This is a genomic window from Nocardiopsis xinjiangensis YIM 90004 (assembly GCF_000341145.1).
GTDB classification, from domain to species: Bacteria; Actinomycetota; Actinomycetes; order Streptosporangiales; family Streptosporangiaceae; genus Nocardiopsis; species Nocardiopsis xinjiangensis.
On the sequence record NZ_ANBE01000006.1, the window covers coordinates 98,582 to 114,598 of the forward strand.

Annotated in this window: 17 protein-coding genes; 10 read left to right on the forward strand and 7 right to left on the reverse strand. The window is 68.8% G+C overall.

Annotated features, from left to right (window positions below; genetic code table 11):
• Positions 1-4: 4 nt before the first annotated feature.
• A complete protein-coding gene (locus D473_RS0103660) occupies positions 5-1,354 on the reverse strand; it encodes a dicarboxylate/amino acid:cation symporter (protein WP_026126567.1) in 1,350 nt (449 codons plus the stop codon).
• Positions 1,355-1,719: 365 nt separating this feature from the next.
• Here D473_RS0103660 and D473_RS0103665 point away from each other — a divergent pair, with 365 nt between their 5' ends.
• Positions 1,720-2,859 carry a baeRF2 domain-containing protein gene (locus tag D473_RS0103665; RefSeq protein WP_017607739.1) on the forward strand — a complete coding sequence of 380 codons (1,140 nt, stop codon included), beginning with the start codon at positions 1,720-1,722 and terminating at the stop codon, positions 2,857-2,859.
• Positions 2,860-2,868: 9 nt separating this feature from the next.
• On the opposite strand, the gene D473_RS0103670 is transcribed toward D473_RS0103665, so the two are convergent.
• Positions 2,869-3,834 carry an exonuclease domain-containing protein gene (locus D473_RS0103670; RefSeq protein WP_026126568.1) on the reverse strand — a complete coding sequence of 322 codons (966 nt, stop codon included), beginning with the start codon at positions 3,832-3,834 and terminating at the stop codon, positions 2,869-2,871.
• A 106-nt stretch (positions 3,835-3,940) separates the two neighbouring features.
• A complete protein-coding gene (locus tag D473_RS0103675; RefSeq protein ID WP_017607741.1) occupies positions 3,941-4,843 on the reverse strand; it encodes an alpha/beta fold hydrolase in 903 nt (300 codons plus the stop codon).
• Between the two features lie 301 nt (positions 4,844-5,144).
• Between D473_RS0103675 and D473_RS0103680 the strand changes: the two genes are divergently transcribed.
• The 3 genes from D473_RS0103680 (at position 5,145) to D473_RS0103690 (ending at position 7,642) form a co-directional block, all read left to right on the forward strand.
• Positions 5,145-5,885, forward strand: coding sequence for a metal ABC transporter ATP-binding protein (locus tag D473_RS0103680; protein WP_017607742.1), 741 nt, complete (start codon positions 5,145-5,147; stop codon positions 5,883-5,885).
• Complete coding sequence (locus tag D473_RS0103685; RefSeq protein ID WP_017607743.1) at positions 5,882-6,748, forward strand: metal ABC transporter permease; 867 nt, start codon at positions 5,882-5,884, stop codon at positions 6,746-6,748. Before D473_RS0103680 ends, D473_RS0103685 begins: the two co-directional genes overlap by 4 nt.
• Before the next feature lie 150 nt (positions 6,749-6,898).
• On the forward strand, positions 6,899-7,642 hold the full coding sequence (locus D473_RS0103690) for a metallophosphoesterase (protein WP_017607744.1): 744 nt from the start codon (positions 6,899-6,901) through the stop codon (positions 7,640-7,642).
• Positions 7,643-7,685: 43 nt separating this feature from the next.
• On the opposite strand, the gene D473_RS0103695 is transcribed toward D473_RS0103690, so the two are convergent.
• Together D473_RS0103695 and D473_RS27430 are read right to left on the reverse strand one after the other, a co-directional pair.
• Positions 7,686-8,498, reverse strand: a complete 813-nt coding sequence (locus D473_RS0103695; protein ID WP_017607745.1) for a thioesterase family protein — start codon at positions 8,496-8,498, stop codon at positions 7,686-7,688.
• Positions 8,499-8,787: 289 nt separating this feature from the next.
• A complete protein-coding gene (locus D473_RS27430) occupies positions 8,788-8,949 on the reverse strand; it encodes a hypothetical protein (protein ID WP_161626404.1) in 162 nt (53 codons plus the stop codon).
• Positions 8,950-8,954: 5 nt separating this feature from the next.
• Here D473_RS27430 and D473_RS28340 point away from each other — a divergent pair, with 5 nt between their 5' ends.
• The 5 genes from D473_RS28340 (at position 8,955) to D473_RS0103725 (ending at position 13,378) form a co-directional block, all read left to right on the forward strand.
• Positions 8,955-9,659: a septal ring lytic transglycosylase RlpA family protein gene (locus D473_RS28340; RefSeq protein WP_026126569.1), complete on the forward strand. Its 705-nt coding sequence runs from the start codon at positions 8,955-8,957 to the stop codon at positions 9,657-9,659.
• Positions 9,660-9,891: 232 nt separating this feature from the next.
• On the forward strand, positions 9,892-10,215 hold the full coding sequence (locus tag D473_RS0103710) for a hypothetical protein (protein WP_017607746.1): 324 nt from the start codon (positions 9,892-9,894) through the stop codon (positions 10,213-10,215).
• Between the two features lie 10 nt (positions 10,216-10,225).
• On the forward strand, positions 10,226-10,714 hold the full coding sequence (locus D473_RS0103715; protein WP_017607747.1) for a hypothetical protein: 489 nt from the start codon (positions 10,226-10,228) through the stop codon (positions 10,712-10,714).
• Positions 10,715-10,731: 17 nt separating this feature from the next.
• Entirely contained in the window at positions 10,732-11,964 is a 1,233-nt protein-coding gene (locus D473_RS0103720) for a site-specific integrase (RefSeq protein ID WP_017607748.1), read from the forward strand.
• Positions 11,965-12,037: 73 nt separating this feature from the next.
• Positions 12,038-13,378 carry a hypothetical protein gene (locus D473_RS0103725; protein WP_017607749.1) on the forward strand — a complete coding sequence of 447 codons (1,341 nt, stop codon included), beginning with the start codon at positions 12,038-12,040 and terminating at the stop codon, positions 13,376-13,378.
• Between the two features lie 66 nt (positions 13,379-13,444).
• Here D473_RS0103725 and D473_RS0103730 read toward each other — a convergent pair whose 3' ends face one another.
• Entirely contained in the window at positions 13,445-13,930 is a 486-nt protein-coding gene (locus D473_RS0103730; RefSeq protein ID WP_017607750.1) for a hypothetical protein, read from the reverse strand.
• Positions 13,931-14,054: 124 nt separating this feature from the next.
• Between D473_RS0103730 and D473_RS0103735 the strand changes: the two genes are divergently transcribed.
• Entirely contained in the window at positions 14,055-14,462 is a 408-nt protein-coding gene (locus D473_RS0103735; protein ID WP_017607751.1) for an ankyrin repeat domain-containing protein, read from the forward strand.
• A gap of 61 nt (positions 14,463-14,523) precedes the next feature.
• On the opposite strand, the gene D473_RS0103740 is transcribed toward D473_RS0103735, so the two are convergent.
• Positions 14,524-15,978 carry an amino acid permease gene (locus D473_RS0103740; RefSeq protein WP_033352648.1) on the reverse strand — a complete coding sequence of 485 codons (1,455 nt, stop codon included), beginning with the start codon at positions 15,976-15,978 and terminating at the stop codon, positions 14,524-14,526.
• Positions 15,979-16,017 lie beyond the last annotated feature (39 nt).

The window sequence follows — 16,017 nt, forward strand, 5'->3', positions numbered from 1 at the left end:
ACCGCTAACCGCCCCCGGGGCCCCTGCCCGAAGCAGGCGAGGAGAGCCGCTGCTGAGCATGCTCCTCCTCATCCTCCCGGTCCCTCTCACGCAACATCCCCTTCTCGGTGGAGGCGACCACACGCGTACCCGCCAAATCACCGGTGACGTTGCACATGGTGCGGGCCATGTCCAACAACGCGTCGATACCGGCCACCAGAGCCACCGGCGCCATGGGCAGACCCACCGACGTGGTGGCCATCGTCAACATGACCAGCCCCGCCCCGGGCACCCCGGCGGTACCGATGGAGGCCAACACACCCACCAGCACGACCGTGGCCAACTCGCCCACACTCAGGCTCTGCCCGGCGATATTGGCCACGAACACCGTGGCCGCACCGACATAGATCGCGGTGCCGTCCATGTTGACGGTCGCACCCAGCGGCAAACTGAACCCGTACACACCCTCGCGCACACCCATACGCCGGGCCGCCGCCGTGGACACCGGCAGGGTGCCGCTGCTGGAACGGGTCACGAACGCAGTCACCATCGGATCCTTGGCCGCACCGAAGAAACGGACCAACGGCACACGGAACAGCAACAGGATCAACGCATAGACCACGACCATCAACACGACCGACCCGTAGACCACACCGGTCAGCTGCAGCAGCGGACCGATCGCCTCGGCCCCGGTATCGGCCAGCACCGCCGCGATCAGCGCGAACACACCCACAGGCGCATACTCCAGCACACCACGCACCACCCGAAAAACCAGGTCGGCAGCGGCGTCGATGCCCTTGCGCAAGAACAGCCCCAACTCCTGGGCGCGCTCGTCCTCGCTGTTCATCATGTAGGTCAGCGCCAGACCGAAGACCAACGCCAAGAACATGATCGCCAGCACATTGCCCTGAACCAGCGCCTGGAAAGGGTTGGCGGGCACAATCCCCACCAGCGTCTCGACCACCGAGGGCACCTCAGCGGCCTCTTCCTCGGCCCGGCCGGGCATGCTCAACCCCGCACCGGGCGAGAGAGCCAAAGCCAGACCGAGCCCCACCACGAGGGAAAAAGCCGACGTGAGCAGGTAGAACGCGAAAACTTTCACCCCGATGCGCCCCAACCTCTGCGGGGAGATCGAGGTCACCCCCACGATCAACGTGGTGATGATCAGCGGGAAGATCAGCATCTGCAGCAAGTTCAGGAAGATCTCACCGAGCGGATCCAGCACGGGCAGAGCCCGCTCCTGCACACCGGCGGCATTGATCACCAGACCCGCCACCACGCCCGCCACCAGGGCCACGGCCATCTTCCAGATCAGGGCGATGTTCAAGTATCGACGCAGCAACGAGGCAGAAGCTGCCGGGGGTTGGGTGGACATCGGTGTCCTTCATCGTCTTGGCCATTTACTCGGAAAAACACGGCGAGGACCACCAAAACAGGTGGTTTCCCCTCAGCCGCCCACAGCAGATACCCCTACAACCCGGCCACCAACCGCTCCGGGCCACCCGTCACCACTTCGATACACACCCGCCACACTCCGCCCCCACCTGCACCGAAACCACCCGCCTGACCCAGCACAACCAGCAGGAGCGCAGGTCAGCACAGAGCAAATCCTTGGACAAGGTCCACCTTCACCCGCACACACCTATGTCCACATCGCACCCAGTGCCCGAGGATGGACGACAGGGCCGACCCCAAGAAGGAGGTGGAGCAGGGCGGGGGGAACACACGCCCTGCACACACATGGACCTGGGTTTCCTGCGACCTCTCTACAGCACCGAAGCCCCCGTGGCCTCGGTACACCTGGACACCAGCCGCCAGAGCACCGACTCCGACAAGGAAATCGAACTGCGCTGGCGCCACCTGCGCGAACACCTGGCCGAACTGGGCACCGACCACGCCACCCTCCAAGCACTCCACGAAGCCGTGGGCCAAGGCGCCTCACGCTCCTACGGCACCCACGGCCAATCCCTGTTCGCCTCCCGAGGCCAACTCCTGAACACCCACACCCTGGCCGTTCCACCCCAACGCGACCACGCCACCTGGATGCCCGTACCCGACCCGCTACCACTGGTCCTGGACCGCGCACGCCACGTCCCCTACGTCCTCATCGCCCTGGACCGGGTCAACGCCGAGATCGTGGGCTACACCGACCAACCCGCCCAAGGCCCCGTCCTACAAGAAAACCCCACCGGCCAAACCATGCACGACCTCGACGGCCCCATCGGCCGCAGCGGCCCAGGACAACACCGCGGACTGGGCGCACGCGGCAACGCCCAACACGCCGCCCAACAGATGTGGCGCGAAAACACCGCCGCCTTCGCCGAACACGTACGCGAAGCCGTACGCGCGGTCCAGGCCAAGATCATCCTGGTGGGCGGCGACGAAGAAGCCATCACCTACCTGCGCCAGAACCTGGGCCCGCGCCAACTGAGCATCCCCATCCGCATCATCGCGGGCGGACGCGGGGGACAGGCCGCCCGCGACCGCCTGCACCAGGCCGCCGAACAGGCCCTGAACGACTTCATCGCAGACGAACACGCCCGCGCCCTGGCCGACTACCAGCAAAAACTCGCCAACGAACAAGCCGTGCAAGGAACCGGAAAGGCCGCACACATGCTCACCGAGGCCCGCGTGCAGACCCTGCTGCTGAGCCCCGACCGCGAAGAGGAGGAGCAACTGTACGCAAGCCTGCACCAACCCGTCCCGGTGGCCCAGCACAGCGCCGACCTGGGCCAACCCGACCAGGACGTCTTCACCGCCCCGGCCAGCGCCCTGATGCTGCGCTCAGCGGTGGCTTCCGACGCCTCCTTCACCGAGCTGACCGAGCAGGAGCGCACCGACCACGGCGCCCTCCTACGCTTTGCCGACAACAACCACTGACGGGCCGGCTCAGGCCCGCCCCAACCCCAGCAACGCCAAGAAGTGCGCCTCGTCCACGACCCGCACCGCCTGGCCCCGGGCAGCATAGGCCTCGGCCTGGCGCTGCTTGGCGCTCTTACCGCCGTGGTCGTTGCGCCCGGCCACCAGCACACCGGTCTTCTTGGTGACGTTCTTGGCCGGATGCCCGCCGGCCTCGGCCACCCGCTTCCACGCCTCGGTCTTGTCCATGGACTCCAGGTCACCGGAGACGCACACCACCTGCCCGAACAGGGCACCCTCCGCATCGGCCTCGGGGTCGGCCCGGGGCAGCTCGGCCCGGGCCTGGCTCTGCCAGCGACCGAAACGCTCCGACCCGGACTCGGGCGCCGCCTCGGGCCCGACCTCGGGAGCGGCCACCGCAGCCCCGGCCGGCAGATGCGACAGGGCCAGCCCACTGGCCCCGGACAACTCCAACAAAGAGGTGGTGCCGTGGTGGGCCATGGCCGCCAACATCACCTGCGCAGCCGCCTCGGCATCGGCATCGGCCCGGTGGTGGGCACTCAACACATGACCGATGTGCGCACACACCGTGGGCAGCTTGTGGTCGGCCAACTGCCCCCAAGTGCGCCGCGACAACGCCAACGTGCACACATAGTCCCACTCGGGGCGGGCCATGGCGCTGTGCGCACACGCCCGGACCAGCACCCCCATGTCGAAGGCGGCGTTGTGCGCCACCAGCGGGCTCCCCGCGCAAAAATCGACGATGTCGCGGTGCACCTCCGGCCAACCGGGGGCCTGGGCCACATCAGCGGCAGTGATGCCGTGCACGGCCGTGTTGCGGGCACTGAAGAAATCCACCGCCCGCGGCGGACGGATCAGGGAACTGTAACGCTCGAGCACACGCCCGCCACTGACCCGCACCAACCCCACCGCGCACGCACTGCCACGGTCGTTGTTGGCGGTCTCGAAGTCGATCGCGGTCCAGGTGTCGAGCACCACGTACCTCCTGTAAGGCAAGGGCGGGAATCGACCACGAGGATACCGCCCCCACCCCCGCCCCCGGCCCCCGGCGCATCGCCGCGCAACCGTGCTCAGAACACCCTCAGACCGCGCTCTCGACATGAGCACCGGGACCGGCCCCGGGCTCACCCTCAGCCAGGAAATCACGCACCAAGGCATTGACCAGGCCGGGGGACTGGCGGTGCAGCCAATGCCCGTGCCCGCGCAACATACGCAACCGCGCCCCCGGCACCCGGCGCATCGCCGCGATGGTGGCCCGGGGCGAGAGGACCACGTCCCGATCCCCCTGCAGGAACAACACGGGCGAGGCGATACCCCCCAAGTACGGACGCAGATCCACATTCAGCCCGAACGGGTTCAACGAAGCCTTCTGCCAATCCGAGGGGCCGGCACCGTTCTGGCGCGCCTCCGCCCAGATCTGCTCCACCACCTCATCGAAATCGGCCACGGGACCGTGGAAGAGCACACGGCGGGCCATGGCCGCCACCCGGCAGCGCCTGCGGCTGAACATCGCGGGCACCGTGGTGTTGAGCAGACGGCTGCGCCCACTCAACCACAGCAACTGGTGCAGCCCCGGCGCGTAAGAACTCACCCCGCCCGGAGCCATGGCCACCACCCGCCCCACCCGGCCGGGACGAGCAAGGGCCTGAGCCAGAGCCAGAGCCCCGCCCTGGGAGGACCCCACCAGATGGGCGCGCTCGAAGCCGAAGTGGTCCATGAGCGCTTCCACCACCTCCACCAGGCCGGGATGGTCGGCCACACCGTTCCAGGGGCGGCTCCGGCCCTGCTTGGGCCAGTCAGGAGCCACCACCCGGTGATCGGCGGCCAGATCAGCGATCAAGGGCCCCCAACTGAGCAAGGCGTTGTCCAAACCGCCCCCGCCCAGCAACACCACCGGACTGCCCCGCTCTCCGGCGCTCAGAACACTGAGCGGGCCCTCGGGCAACTCCAGGGTGGTGCGCTGCAACGGCTCAGTGGTGGTCATGGTCGAGGAGTCTAGGGCCCGGGCGCACAGCAGGGCGGGCCACCACGCCCACCCCGGCCCGGACCGTACCCCCGGCTGCGCGCGCTCACCCACCACCGATGTGTTGTGCGCCCAGCCCGTGATAAAAAGTTAGGCGAGGCGAACTTGAGAGATTGGTGCGCTTCATACCCAGGATCGCGCCCCGGCCCGCCACCCCGGCCGACACGGCCGAGGACACCGGCACCCACGCCCCCCTGCAGGCCGCCCCGAACCTTTTGCACCACCACACCCAAGGACCCACACCCCCAGAACAGGAACACCCATGAACCCAGCAGCCATCGACGTCACCGACACCACCGTCCACCACGGCCACATCCTGGCCCTGGACCGCCTCGACCTGCACATACCCCCCCAAACCGTCTGCGGCCTACTGGGCACCAACGGCTCAGGCAAATCCACCCTGTTCAAAACCATCCTCGGCCTGACCCGCCCCGACCACGGCCGCACACGCATCATGGGCCACACCCCCACCGCCGCCCGCCGAGCCGGCCTCCTCGCCTACCTCCCCCAAGCCGAACAAGTCGACTGGACCTTCCCCCTACGCGTGGACGACGTGGTCATGATGGGCCGCTACAACCACATGGGCCCCAGACGAGACCCCCGCCCCACCGACCGACAAGCCGTCGACCAAGCCCTGCACCGCACCGCACTCACCGAACTCGCCCACCGCCAGATCGGCGCCCTGTCCGGCGGACAACGCAAACGCGCCTTCCTCGCCCGCGCCCTGGCCCAGAACGCCCCCATCCTGCTCCTGGACGAACCCTTCGCCGGCATCGACAAACACTCCGAATCCACCATCACCGACCTACTACGCACCCTCCCCGCCCAAGGCCACACCCTGCTCATCTCCACCCACGACCTGACCCAGGTCCCCACCCTGTGCGACCAAGCCCTGCTACTCCAACGCCGCGTCCTGGCCCAAGGCACCCCCGAACACGTCCTACGCCCCGAACTACTCATGCAAGCCTTCACCACCCACACCCCCCAAGAAGACCCAGCATGAACGAAACCCTCACCGCCCTGACCGACTTCTTCGCCCTGCCCCTGCAATCCCCCCGCATCCAACGCGCCCTCCTGACAGCCGTGGCCGCCGGCCTGGTCTGCGCCGTCCTCTCCTGCTGGATAACCCTCATGGGCTGGTCCCTGATGGCCGACGCCATCTCCCACGCCGTCCTGCCCGGCGTCGTCCTCTCCTACATGTTCGGCCTGCCCATCACCCTGGGCGCCCTGATCTTCGGAACCGGATCAGTCGCCCTCATCGGCACCGTCAACCGCACCTCACGCATCAAAGAAGACGCCGCCATCGGCGTCGTCTTCACCACCATGTTCGCCCTGGGCCTGGTACTGAACTCCCGCATGCCCACCCGAACCGACCTGGAGGACATCCTCTTCGGCAACATCCTGGACGTGAGCAACACCGACACCGCCCAAGTCCTGACCCTGACCGCCCTCGCCCTGACCCTGCTCTGGTACAAACACCGCGACCTGACCCTGTACGCCTTCGACCCCGTCCACGCCCACACCCTGGGCCTGCACCCACGCCGACTGGAAGCCCTACTGCTGGGCCTGCTCGCCCTGACCGTCGTGGTGGCCCTCCAAGCAGTCGGCATCATCCTGGTCGTGGCCATGGTCATCATCCCCGGCACCACCGCCCGCCTGCTCACCGACCGCTTCGAAACCATGCTCGCCCTCGCCTCGGCCATCGCGACCACCGCCGCCCTGCTGGGCGTACTGACCAGCTTCCACCTCAACACCCCCACCGGCGCCACCATCGTGCTGACCCAATCCGGCGCCTTCACCCTGGCCTACCTGCTCTCACCCCGCCACAGCCCGCTCACCCGGCCACGCCAACGCACCCGCACCTGAAGAAAAACCCAGCACACAGCGACCACAACAACACACCCACCCCCTCGCCGCCCCGGTTGCCCACACCCAGAGCCCCCCATAACGTTCTGGCGGAAAAGACCAGTTCAACCACCAAACCGGCAACCCACCCACCGGCGAAGGAAAACCCCGATGACACTTCTACTCGCCCACATCAGCGACCTGCACCTGGACGAAGGCACACGCGCCACCGAACGCGCCACCCACGCCCTGAACCACCTCACCCAACTCTCCCGCCGCCCCGACGCCCTCCTGGTCACCGGAGACGTGGCCCACACCCCCGCCACCGCCCGATACCACCAGGCCGCCCACCTGCTCGACCTGCCCTTTCCCGTCCTGACCTGCCCCGGAAGCCACGACGACCGCGCCGCCCTGAGACAACACCTGCTCGGCCTGGCCCCCACCACCGGCCCCCTCAACCAACTCCACCACCTCAACGGCACCGCCGTCCTGGTATGCGACTCCACCACCCCCGGACGCGAAGGCGGACACCTACGACCCTCCACCCTGATGTGGATCAACCACACCCTGCAGGAACTGCCCGAGAACACCCCCGCCCTGCTCGCCCTCCACCACCCACCCGCACGCGTGCACCACCCCCTGGCCGACCACCTGCGCCTGGACAACGCCCAAGACCTGGCCGGACTCCTACGCGCCCACCCCCGCGTAGCCGGCATCCTGGTCGGCCACGCCCACACCGGCGGCGCCACCACCTTCGCCGGACGCCCCCTGCTGCTGGCCCCCGCCCTGATCCGCAGCGCCCCCATGCCCTGGGACAGCGAACACACCGCCGCCATGGACCAGCCCCCCGGCGTGGCCTTCCACCTGCTCGACGACGAGCACCGCCTGACCACCCACTTCCGCGCCCTCGTGTGAGGAAGAGGCCACAAAAAAGAGGGGGCCACCGGCCCCCACCCCCTCACACCAACATCGCCAACTGACGGGCCTGGGCCACCAGCACACCCGAGCGGTCCCAGATCTCCATGTCCTCCTCGTGCAACCCACCGCCCACATGCTTGGTGAAGACCCGGCAGGCCAACCACCCCGCCACCGGACGCGCTCGCACGTGCACAGTCAACTCCACCGTCACCGTGGAGAACTCACCGACCTCCAACACCGCCGGCGCAGCGAAATCCACCATCGAGACCAGAGAGCGGGTATCGGCCGGACGCCCATCGGCAAAACGCATCCAGAACTCCGCATGGGGACACCCCCCGACCTCACCGTCCAACCAGCCGGGCCGCTGCGCGTACCGGTACTGCACACTCGAAGCGATCGTCAGCTCCCGGGGCGCCTCGAACTCGGCCGGAACCAGGCACTGCTCGGGATCGGGCAACTGCGGGGGCCGGTCCAGACTCAACACCCGCGCCTGGGGATCGGGGGAGAGGTCGCCATAGGTGGCCCCGGCACGCACGACCTCCTTACCGCCCTGCTCCAACACCACCTGGCCCGTGGCCGTACGCCGCCCCTGGCGCACCACCTCGGTACGCACCACGGCCCCACCCGGGGCGGCCGGACGCAGGAAGAAGGCCGAGACCACCAAAGGATCGGGGTGAGGCAGCTGCCGGTCCAGCCCGGACAGGGCCGCGCCCAGCACATAGCCGCCGTTGGGATGGGTGGTGAAGGTCCTCCAAGCATCGGTGAGGGTGGCGGTGAACTCACCCTCGGCGCGCTCCTGCACCGCGGTGTCGCGGTCGAAGCGGTACTCGTGGCAGGTGTCGTGCAGGCTCATACCCCTATGTTACCGAGCGGTAGGAAGCGTGGGGGCGCCCACCCTTCCCGCCCCCACGCGCCTCATGCGCGCCCCGGCCCACCGCCCCGGACAGGCCTGCACCGCGCCCCCACGAGCCGGCCGGAACACCCCTGACCCACGCACGCACCAACCTGTTCCCGCAGGTCATGAACCCGAGCCACCCCGCCCGCGCGAGACCCGGTGAGAAGTTCCACAAACCCCGCCTTTCCGGTAACGTTACCCCCGCGTTACTCATAGGCTCAGCGCTCGGACCCCGCAAGAGTCCTCCTCAAGCGCCCACACGCACCCCTTGTTCACCCAGGTCGCCCTTGCCCACCCGGCCCCGACGCCACCTCCCGGGACCCGGACCGACCACCAGGGGGCACACGCCCACGGCACGGCCCACGGCCACCAGGGCACACCGCTCACCCTGTTCCCGTTCGAAGGACACACCTGATGGGCACACACCAACCCGACTCCGGCCAGGACGAGGCCACCACCCTGGGCCCGCGCCGCGCAGCCACCCGCCACCGCAAGAGGCGCGCACTGTTCTTGGGCTCGGCCCTGAGCGCGACCCTGCTGGTGGCCGCCACCGCCGCGGTCATCGCCACCGACACCGGCCCCGAGGACGCCACCCAGGCCGCCACCGTCCCCGAAGCGGCCACCGACCCCCTGCAGCCCTCCGGCCAGGACGAGGACGAGACCGGGGGAGAGCACCCCCAGGCCTCCGGCGAGCGCACAGAGCACAACGCCACCTCCTCCTCCCAGGGCCAGGCCATCACCGAAGAGGACGAACCCACCCACAATCCCTCCCAGACCCAGGACAACCACACCCCCGATCCCTCCGACTCCTCGGCGCAACCCACCGGAGAAGGCGGCACCTGCCAAGCCTCCTTCTACGGCGACGGCTTCCACGGCTCCACCACCGCCAACGGCGAAACCTTCGACACCCACGCCATGACCGCCGCCCACAAAACCCTGCCCTTCGACACCAAGGTCGAAGTCACCAACCCCACCAACGGCCGATCCGCGACCGTACGCATCAACGACCGCGGCCCCTACATCGACGGCCGCTGCCTGGACCTGTCCACCGCCGCCTTCGACCAAGTCATCGGCACCGGAGCCGGCGTGGGCACCGTCCAATGGCAAGTCCTCCAATAACCCCCCCACCCCGCCCACCGAGCCCCACACACCCGCACCACCACCAGAAAAAGCCCCACCACCACCCGGTTTCGGGCACCGACCCGCGTGGAGTACGTTGGTCACACAAGGCGCCACCACCTGCCCCACCAGCACCGGGGCACCCACCCGAGCCCCACCCGCAAAAGGGGCGCCCACACCAACCCAGCCGCCATGGCCCGCGCCGCAGAACCCGAAAGGCACCACGGCCCCCGTGTCTGACCGTCCCTCCACCACCGGCGGTGGCCACAACACCCGCCACCCCACCGGAATCCGCATCGTCCTGGCCATCCTGGCCACCCTGGCCCTGATCCTGGGCCCAGCCGGCTACCTCATGGGCCTGCAAGCCACCGCCCACGCCGGCTCAGCCGCCGAATGGTTCACCATCGCCTTCGGCGCCGCCGTCGGCCTGCCCTTCCTCGGCGCCGCCGTCGCCACCGTCGCCGGCGACCGCAAAGCCGCCCTGTGGTGCCTGGCCCTGCTGGCCTGGCCCATCGTGTTCGTGTCGGCCATCCACCTGCTCTCCCTGGGCGGGTAAGCTCCCCGGCGTGTCACCCAAGAAACGCAAACGCCACCAACACGAGCCGCCCACACACAGCCACGACACCAGCACCGCCACAGAACCGGCCCGGCGCCCCAACCGCGAACCCGTTCTCGTACCCGACCCGCCCGACCGGCGCATCACAGCCCTGTGGCTGGTCCTGGCCCTGCTGTGGGCCCTGGGCACCCCCCTGGCACTGGCCCACCTGCTCTTCACCTTCATGGACGTGCAGCAAACCCTCGCCAGCACCCACGCCGACCCCAGCACGCCCCTGCCCGGCGACCACCTCAGCGCCCTGGGCACCGCCCTGATCTGGGTCCTGGTCCTGGCCCTGGCCATACCCCTGCTCGCCACGATCCTGGCCGCACTCCTACGCCGCAAGATCGCCTTCTTCGGCTTCGCCGCCGCCCTGGCCGCCACAGCCCTGCCCCTGTTCCTGCTCATGCCACCAGCAGAACTCTGGCAAGCCCTGACCGCCCACTTCAGCGGCCCCTGAAGGCGAAAAGAACCCACATGCACCCACCCCAGGACACCAACGACCACCACGACGAGCACGCCCTGCCCGCCCCCGTGGCCCAACGCCTGCACAAAGCCACCCACAGCGTCCTGGTCGACCCCGACGCCCTCCAAGCCGTCCGCGAACGCTTCGACACCGAACAAGCCCACATCCTGGGCCACTACCTCACCCAGGCCCAATCACCCAACACCCTGCGCGCCTACCGCACCGACTGGAGCCACTTCACCACCTGGTGCCTGGCCGAACACCGCCAGAGCCTGCCCGCCGACCCCGTCGACGTCGCCGTCTACCTCGCCGCCTGCGCCCACACCCGCACCACCACCGGAACCTGGGCCCTGGCCACCTCCACCCTCCAACGACGCGCCGCCGCCATCGCCGCCGTCCACGCCGCCCACGGCCTGGCCTCACCCACCCGCACCGACGTGGTACGCACCACCCTGCGCGGCATCCGACGCACCCGCCGCACCCGCCCCCAACGCAAGAACCCCCTGCTGCTGCACACCCTGGAACACCTGCTCACCCAACGCCCCACCGACGGATGGCCCGGGGGAGTGGCACGCAGACGCGACGCCCTCCTCCTACTCACCGGCTTCGCCGGCGCCCTACGACGCAGCGAACTGGCCGACCTGCACCTGGCCGATGCGCACCTGCGCACCGACCCCACCACCGGCCACCCCACCCTCCTCATCGAACTGGGCGCCACCAAAACCGACCAAGAAGGACAACGCGGCCACCAGGTCGCCCTCCCACGCGGACGCCACCCCCACACCTGCTGCCTGTGCGCCTACACCGACTGGACCAACCTCCTGGCCCTGCACCACACCCACGGCCACCACACCTTGCGCACCCACCTGCAACACACCGCCCCCACACCACCCCCACCCACCACACACCACTGCCACACCCTGCTCACCCACCCACCCCAACTCCCACCCAACACACCCCTCCTACCCACCATCGACCGCCACGGCCGCATCGGCACCCGCCCCATGTCCGGCCGCGCCGTCACCGAACTCGTCAAACGCTACGCCGCACGCGCCGGCCTGGACCCCGCCGACTTCGGCGGCCACTCCCTACGCGCCGGCTTCGCCACCCAAGCCGCCCTCGGCGGAGCAGGCGACCGCGAAATCATGCGCCAAGGCCGCTGGACCAACCCCCGCACCGTCCACGACTACATCCGCACCGCCGACCCCCTCGAAGACAACGCCGTCACCCGCCTGGGCCTGTGACCCCCACCAACAGACCGGGCGAACCCACCCCAGCGACACATTAAGTTAGTAAGGGGAGAAAGGGGACGGACGTATGGTCGAACAATTCCGCACCGCATTCCAACAACTCATCGACGCCTCAGCCGCAGCAGACCCCCACCACTTCCCAGACGCCCTCCACCGCGTCCACACCCAAGCCGCCCACGTACCCACCAACGAACGCGAACTCGCCCTCGAAGCCCTCACCACCCTGCTCCGAACCACACACCTGGCCCCCGGCATCACCGCCGACCTGTCCGTCCTGGCAGGCGCCCTCGTCGAACTCGGCACCGACCCCGGCCCCACCGGCCCCCACATCCTCCACCTACTACACACCGTCGGCCAAGACGCCCTCACCTTCCTCCACGCCTGGAACCACACCGGCGAGGACACCCCACCCGCACCCGACCACACCACCGCCGACGCCGAAACCCGCGTCGCCACCCACCTGGGCCCCCACACCGCCCCCACCGCCACCATGAGCTGGTGGACCCTGGGCCGCCACACCCTGGCCGCACGCACCATGCTCAGCGAACCCAGCGTCCGCGCCCACCTGCGCCGCACCCCCGCCCTGCACGCCAACCTCATGGCCCTGGCCAACCAACTCAGCCCCCACCTGGCCGACTTCGACGACATCCGCGCCCTCCTGCGCATGAGCGAAGCCACCTCCGCCCTGGTCCTGCACCGCACCACCGGCCGCGCCTTCCGCGTCCTCTTCGACGGCATCGGCGACAACTTCCAACTCCACACCCTGCTCGCCCACGCCCTCATCGGCCCGAACCGCCAAGGCCTCAGCGGCCCAGAACCCGACCCCCGCTGGGTCGCCTCCTTCCGCGACGGCCCCACCGACCCCGACGCACGAACCGTCTGGGGCTGGTGGAACCTTCTCGCCCACGACGGCACCTGGGTCTGGAACGAAGGCATGCCCGCCGAGATCCCCACCGTCGAAGGCGAACGCGTCCTGATCCTGGACCCCCAGCCCTACCCGCGCTCCTGGAACGCCGGACGCCGCCACCGCCACGTCCACGGCTGGCTGGTCGTGGACAGCGAACTGGACCACGCAGAAACCCAACTGTGGTGGAAACACATCGCCCCGGCCGAACCCGCCCTGCCCCACCAGGAGCCGGAGCAGGCGCCCCTGCCCGAACCGCTCACCACCGCCGACCTGAGCACACCCCCCGCACGGCCCGCAACGGCCCATCCCGCGCCCGAGAGCACGCCGCAACCTGCACCCGAGACCACCGCGGACACCGGCCCCGGGTCCGGGTCCGCGCCCCTCGCCCAACCCGCCGCCCCCACTCAGGGCCGGCGCCGCCCCCACCCCGCCCTGGGACTGCCGCCCCTGCCCCCGGAAGTCTCACGCAGCCACTCCTGGGGCCCCACCTGGCGGCACTGAAACACCACGGTCCCGGGCCCGGCCCCGGCACAGGAACCAGACCCGGGACCGCCCAGGCCCCACCGGTCAATACCGGTGCTTGGGCCCATCCTCCGAAGGATCCTGCCCATACAGGCCCTCGAAGTACTCCTCCTCACTGACCTCGCCCTTCTCACGGCCCCTCCACCGCGTTCCCACGAACAACGGCGCCAACAACACCATCACCACGGGCACGAACACACCCAACGGCAACAGCACCATCGCACCCTCGGCGCCAGGAACCATCGGCAAACGTTCCAAAAGATGCATCCGCACCACCGCCACAGCGCTGGCCCCGCCCATCGTCAAAGCGGTACCGAAAGCCAACATGGGCGTCAAGCGGGACGGAACGGCCACCAGAGCCAGGATCAGACCAGCGGCCGCCAACCCGGACAGAGCCAAAGGCCCTGAACCGGCCAACACAGAACCGTCGTTGGCATGCAGGTTCCTCAAGTGGGAGAACGCCCAGCCGGCAATCAGGACCAACAACGGTCCCAACAGCAGTCCGGACAAGAAGCCGACAACATGTCGCACGGGGAGCTCCTCTCAGGGGTTGCGCAGCACCCTAGCGACAAAACCGATGAGAGCAACACATGCCACAAAACAGGCAACCCACGCGCCCACCGCCCCAACTCGCCAAGGCCGCTAGGCTCACCCCGTGAGCAACCAACAACCCGACCACACGCCCGACATCGTCGAACTGGCCACCCGCATGTTCGACCACGCACGCCAAGGCCAGGCCCAAACCCTGGACCAGTACCTGCGCGCCGGACTGCCGGTCAACCTCACCAACGACCAGGGCGACACCCTGCTCATGCTCGCCGCCCACCACGGCCACCCCGAAACCGTAGCCACCCTCATCACCCACGGCGCCGACCTGGACCGCCTCAACGACCACGGCCGATCCCCCCTGGCCGCCGCCGTCTTCCAAGGCCAGAGCGACCTCGTGGCCCTACTCACCCACCACGGCGCCGACCCCGACGCCGGCACCCCCACCGCCCGCGAGAGCGCCCACCTCTTCAACAAGAGCACCTACCTCACCCTCTTCCAGGCCCCCACCGAATAACCCCCCGCCCACAAAAAAAGGGGGCGCCCCGGCCGCCCCCTCAACGCTCACCCGAGCACACTCACCCCGGGCCCGCGCCCTCCTGCCCAGAGCCGCTACCACCCTGGCCCTGGTTCCGGTTCTGCCGACGGGCCTCCTCAGGGTCGGCCCCCCGGCGCAACGCATCAGTACCGGCCCGCTCAGGCACCGGCAGCGCCACCGCACTGGGCTCACCCCCACCCAGACGGCGCCGCAGCTCATAAGCGAGTAGAACCACGGCCACCGACCCCAACGTCGCCCCCAACGCCTGACGCTGATCAGGGATGACAGCCATGGCCACACCGATGGTCACCAGCCCGGCCAACACCACCCAGGTCAAGTACGGAAACGCCCACATGCGCAGCGTCAACCGGTGGGGCTGCAACCGGCGCACCCGCGCACCCAACACCAACTGCGACGCACAAATGGTGATGAACAACACCAGCAGAATCGCACCGATCGAGGAGACCAGGAACGGAAAGACCTCATCGGGGAACGCATACTCCACCACCACGGCCACATACCCCACCACGGTGCCCAGCAAGATCGCCCGCACCGGCACACCACGCCGGCTGGTACCCCGAAACACCCGGGGGGCATCCCCCTGACGGGTGAGCATGAACAACATCCGCGAAGAGGTGTACATCGCCGCGTTCAACACACTCAACACCGCGACGAAAACCACGATCTCCATGATGAGCGAGGCCCCCGGGATCCCCACCCGGTCCATCACCGCAACGAAGGGGCTGTAACCCGGCTCCACGCTCTGCCAGGGCAGCACCATCACCACCACCAGGATCGAGGCCACGTAGAACAACCCGATCCGCCACAACACATTGGTCACAGCCGAGGCCACACCCCGCTCGGGCTCGGTACTCTCTCCCGCAGCCACCGTGATGATCTCCACGCCACCGAAAGAAAAGAGCACCACCACGGTCGCAGCCAGGACCGCCACCCACCCCTGGGGCACGAACCCGCCCTGAGCAAACAGATGGGACAGACCCGGCGCATCCGAACCCGACCACAAACCCAGCGACCACAACACCCCCACCAACAAGAACGCCACGATCGTGGCGACCTTGACCAGGGAGAAGAACGACTCGGTCTCAGCGAAGACCCGCACCGAGATCAGATTGGCCACCGTCATCGACACCAGCACCAACAGAGCCAGCATCCACCCGGGCAGAGCCACCCACTGGGCCAGGATCGCCGCACCGGCCGTCGACTCGGCCGCCACCAGCACCGCATACATCCACCAGTACAACCAACCGATGGCAAAACCGCCCCGCGGCCCGAACGCCAACCGGGCATGGTCGGAGAAGGAACCCCCGGTGGGAACGGACACCACCATCTCACCCAGCGCCCGCAAGGTGAAGAAAACCAGCGCCCCCGCCAACGCATAGGACAACACCGCCGCTGGCCCAGCGGTCTGGATCACCGCCCCCGACCCGATGAAGAGCCCGGCACCGACCGAACCCCCGATAGCGATCAAGGCCATGTGGCGACGGCGCAGACTGTGCGCCAGCCCCGCACCTGC

Coding starts and splice junctions, on each gene's coding strand:
- D473_RS0103665 (WP_017607739.1), top strand. CDS start 1,720: ATGGACCTGGGTTTCCTGCGACCTCTCTACAGCACCGAAGCCCCCGTG.
- D473_RS0103685 (WP_017607743.1), top strand. CDS start 5,882: ATGAACGAAACCCTCACCGCCCTGACCGACTTCTTCGCCCTGCCCCTG.
- D473_RS0103720 (WP_017607748.1), top strand. CDS start 10,732: ATGCACCCACCCCAGGACACCAACGACCACCACGACGAGCACGCCCTG.
- D473_RS0103690 (WP_017607744.1), top strand. CDS start 6,899: ATGACACTTCTACTCGCCCACATCAGCGACCTGCACCTGGACGAAGGC.
- D473_RS0103740 (WP_033352648.1), bottom strand. CDS start 15,978: ATGGCCTTGATCGCTATCGGGGGTTCGGTCGGTGCCGGGCTCTTCATC.
- D473_RS28340 (WP_026126569.1), top strand. CDS start 8,955: ATGGGCACACACCAACCCGACTCCGGCCAGGACGAGGCCACCACCCTG.
- D473_RS0103725 (WP_017607749.1), top strand. CDS start 12,038: ATGGTCGAACAATTCCGCACCGCATTCCAACAACTCATCGACGCCTCA.
- D473_RS0103660 (WP_026126567.1), bottom strand. CDS start 1,354: ATGTCCACCCAACCCCCGGCAGCTTCTGCCTCGTTGCTGCGTCGATAC.
- D473_RS0103675 (WP_017607741.1), bottom strand. CDS start 4,843: ATGACCACCACTGAGCCGTTGCAGCGCACCACCCTGGAGTTGCCCGAG.
- D473_RS0103695 (WP_017607745.1), bottom strand. CDS start 8,498: ATGAGCCTGCACGACACCTGCCACGAGTACCGCTTCGACCGCGACACC.
- D473_RS0103680 (WP_017607742.1), top strand. CDS start 5,145: ATGAACCCAGCAGCCATCGACGTCACCGACACCACCGTCCACCACGGC.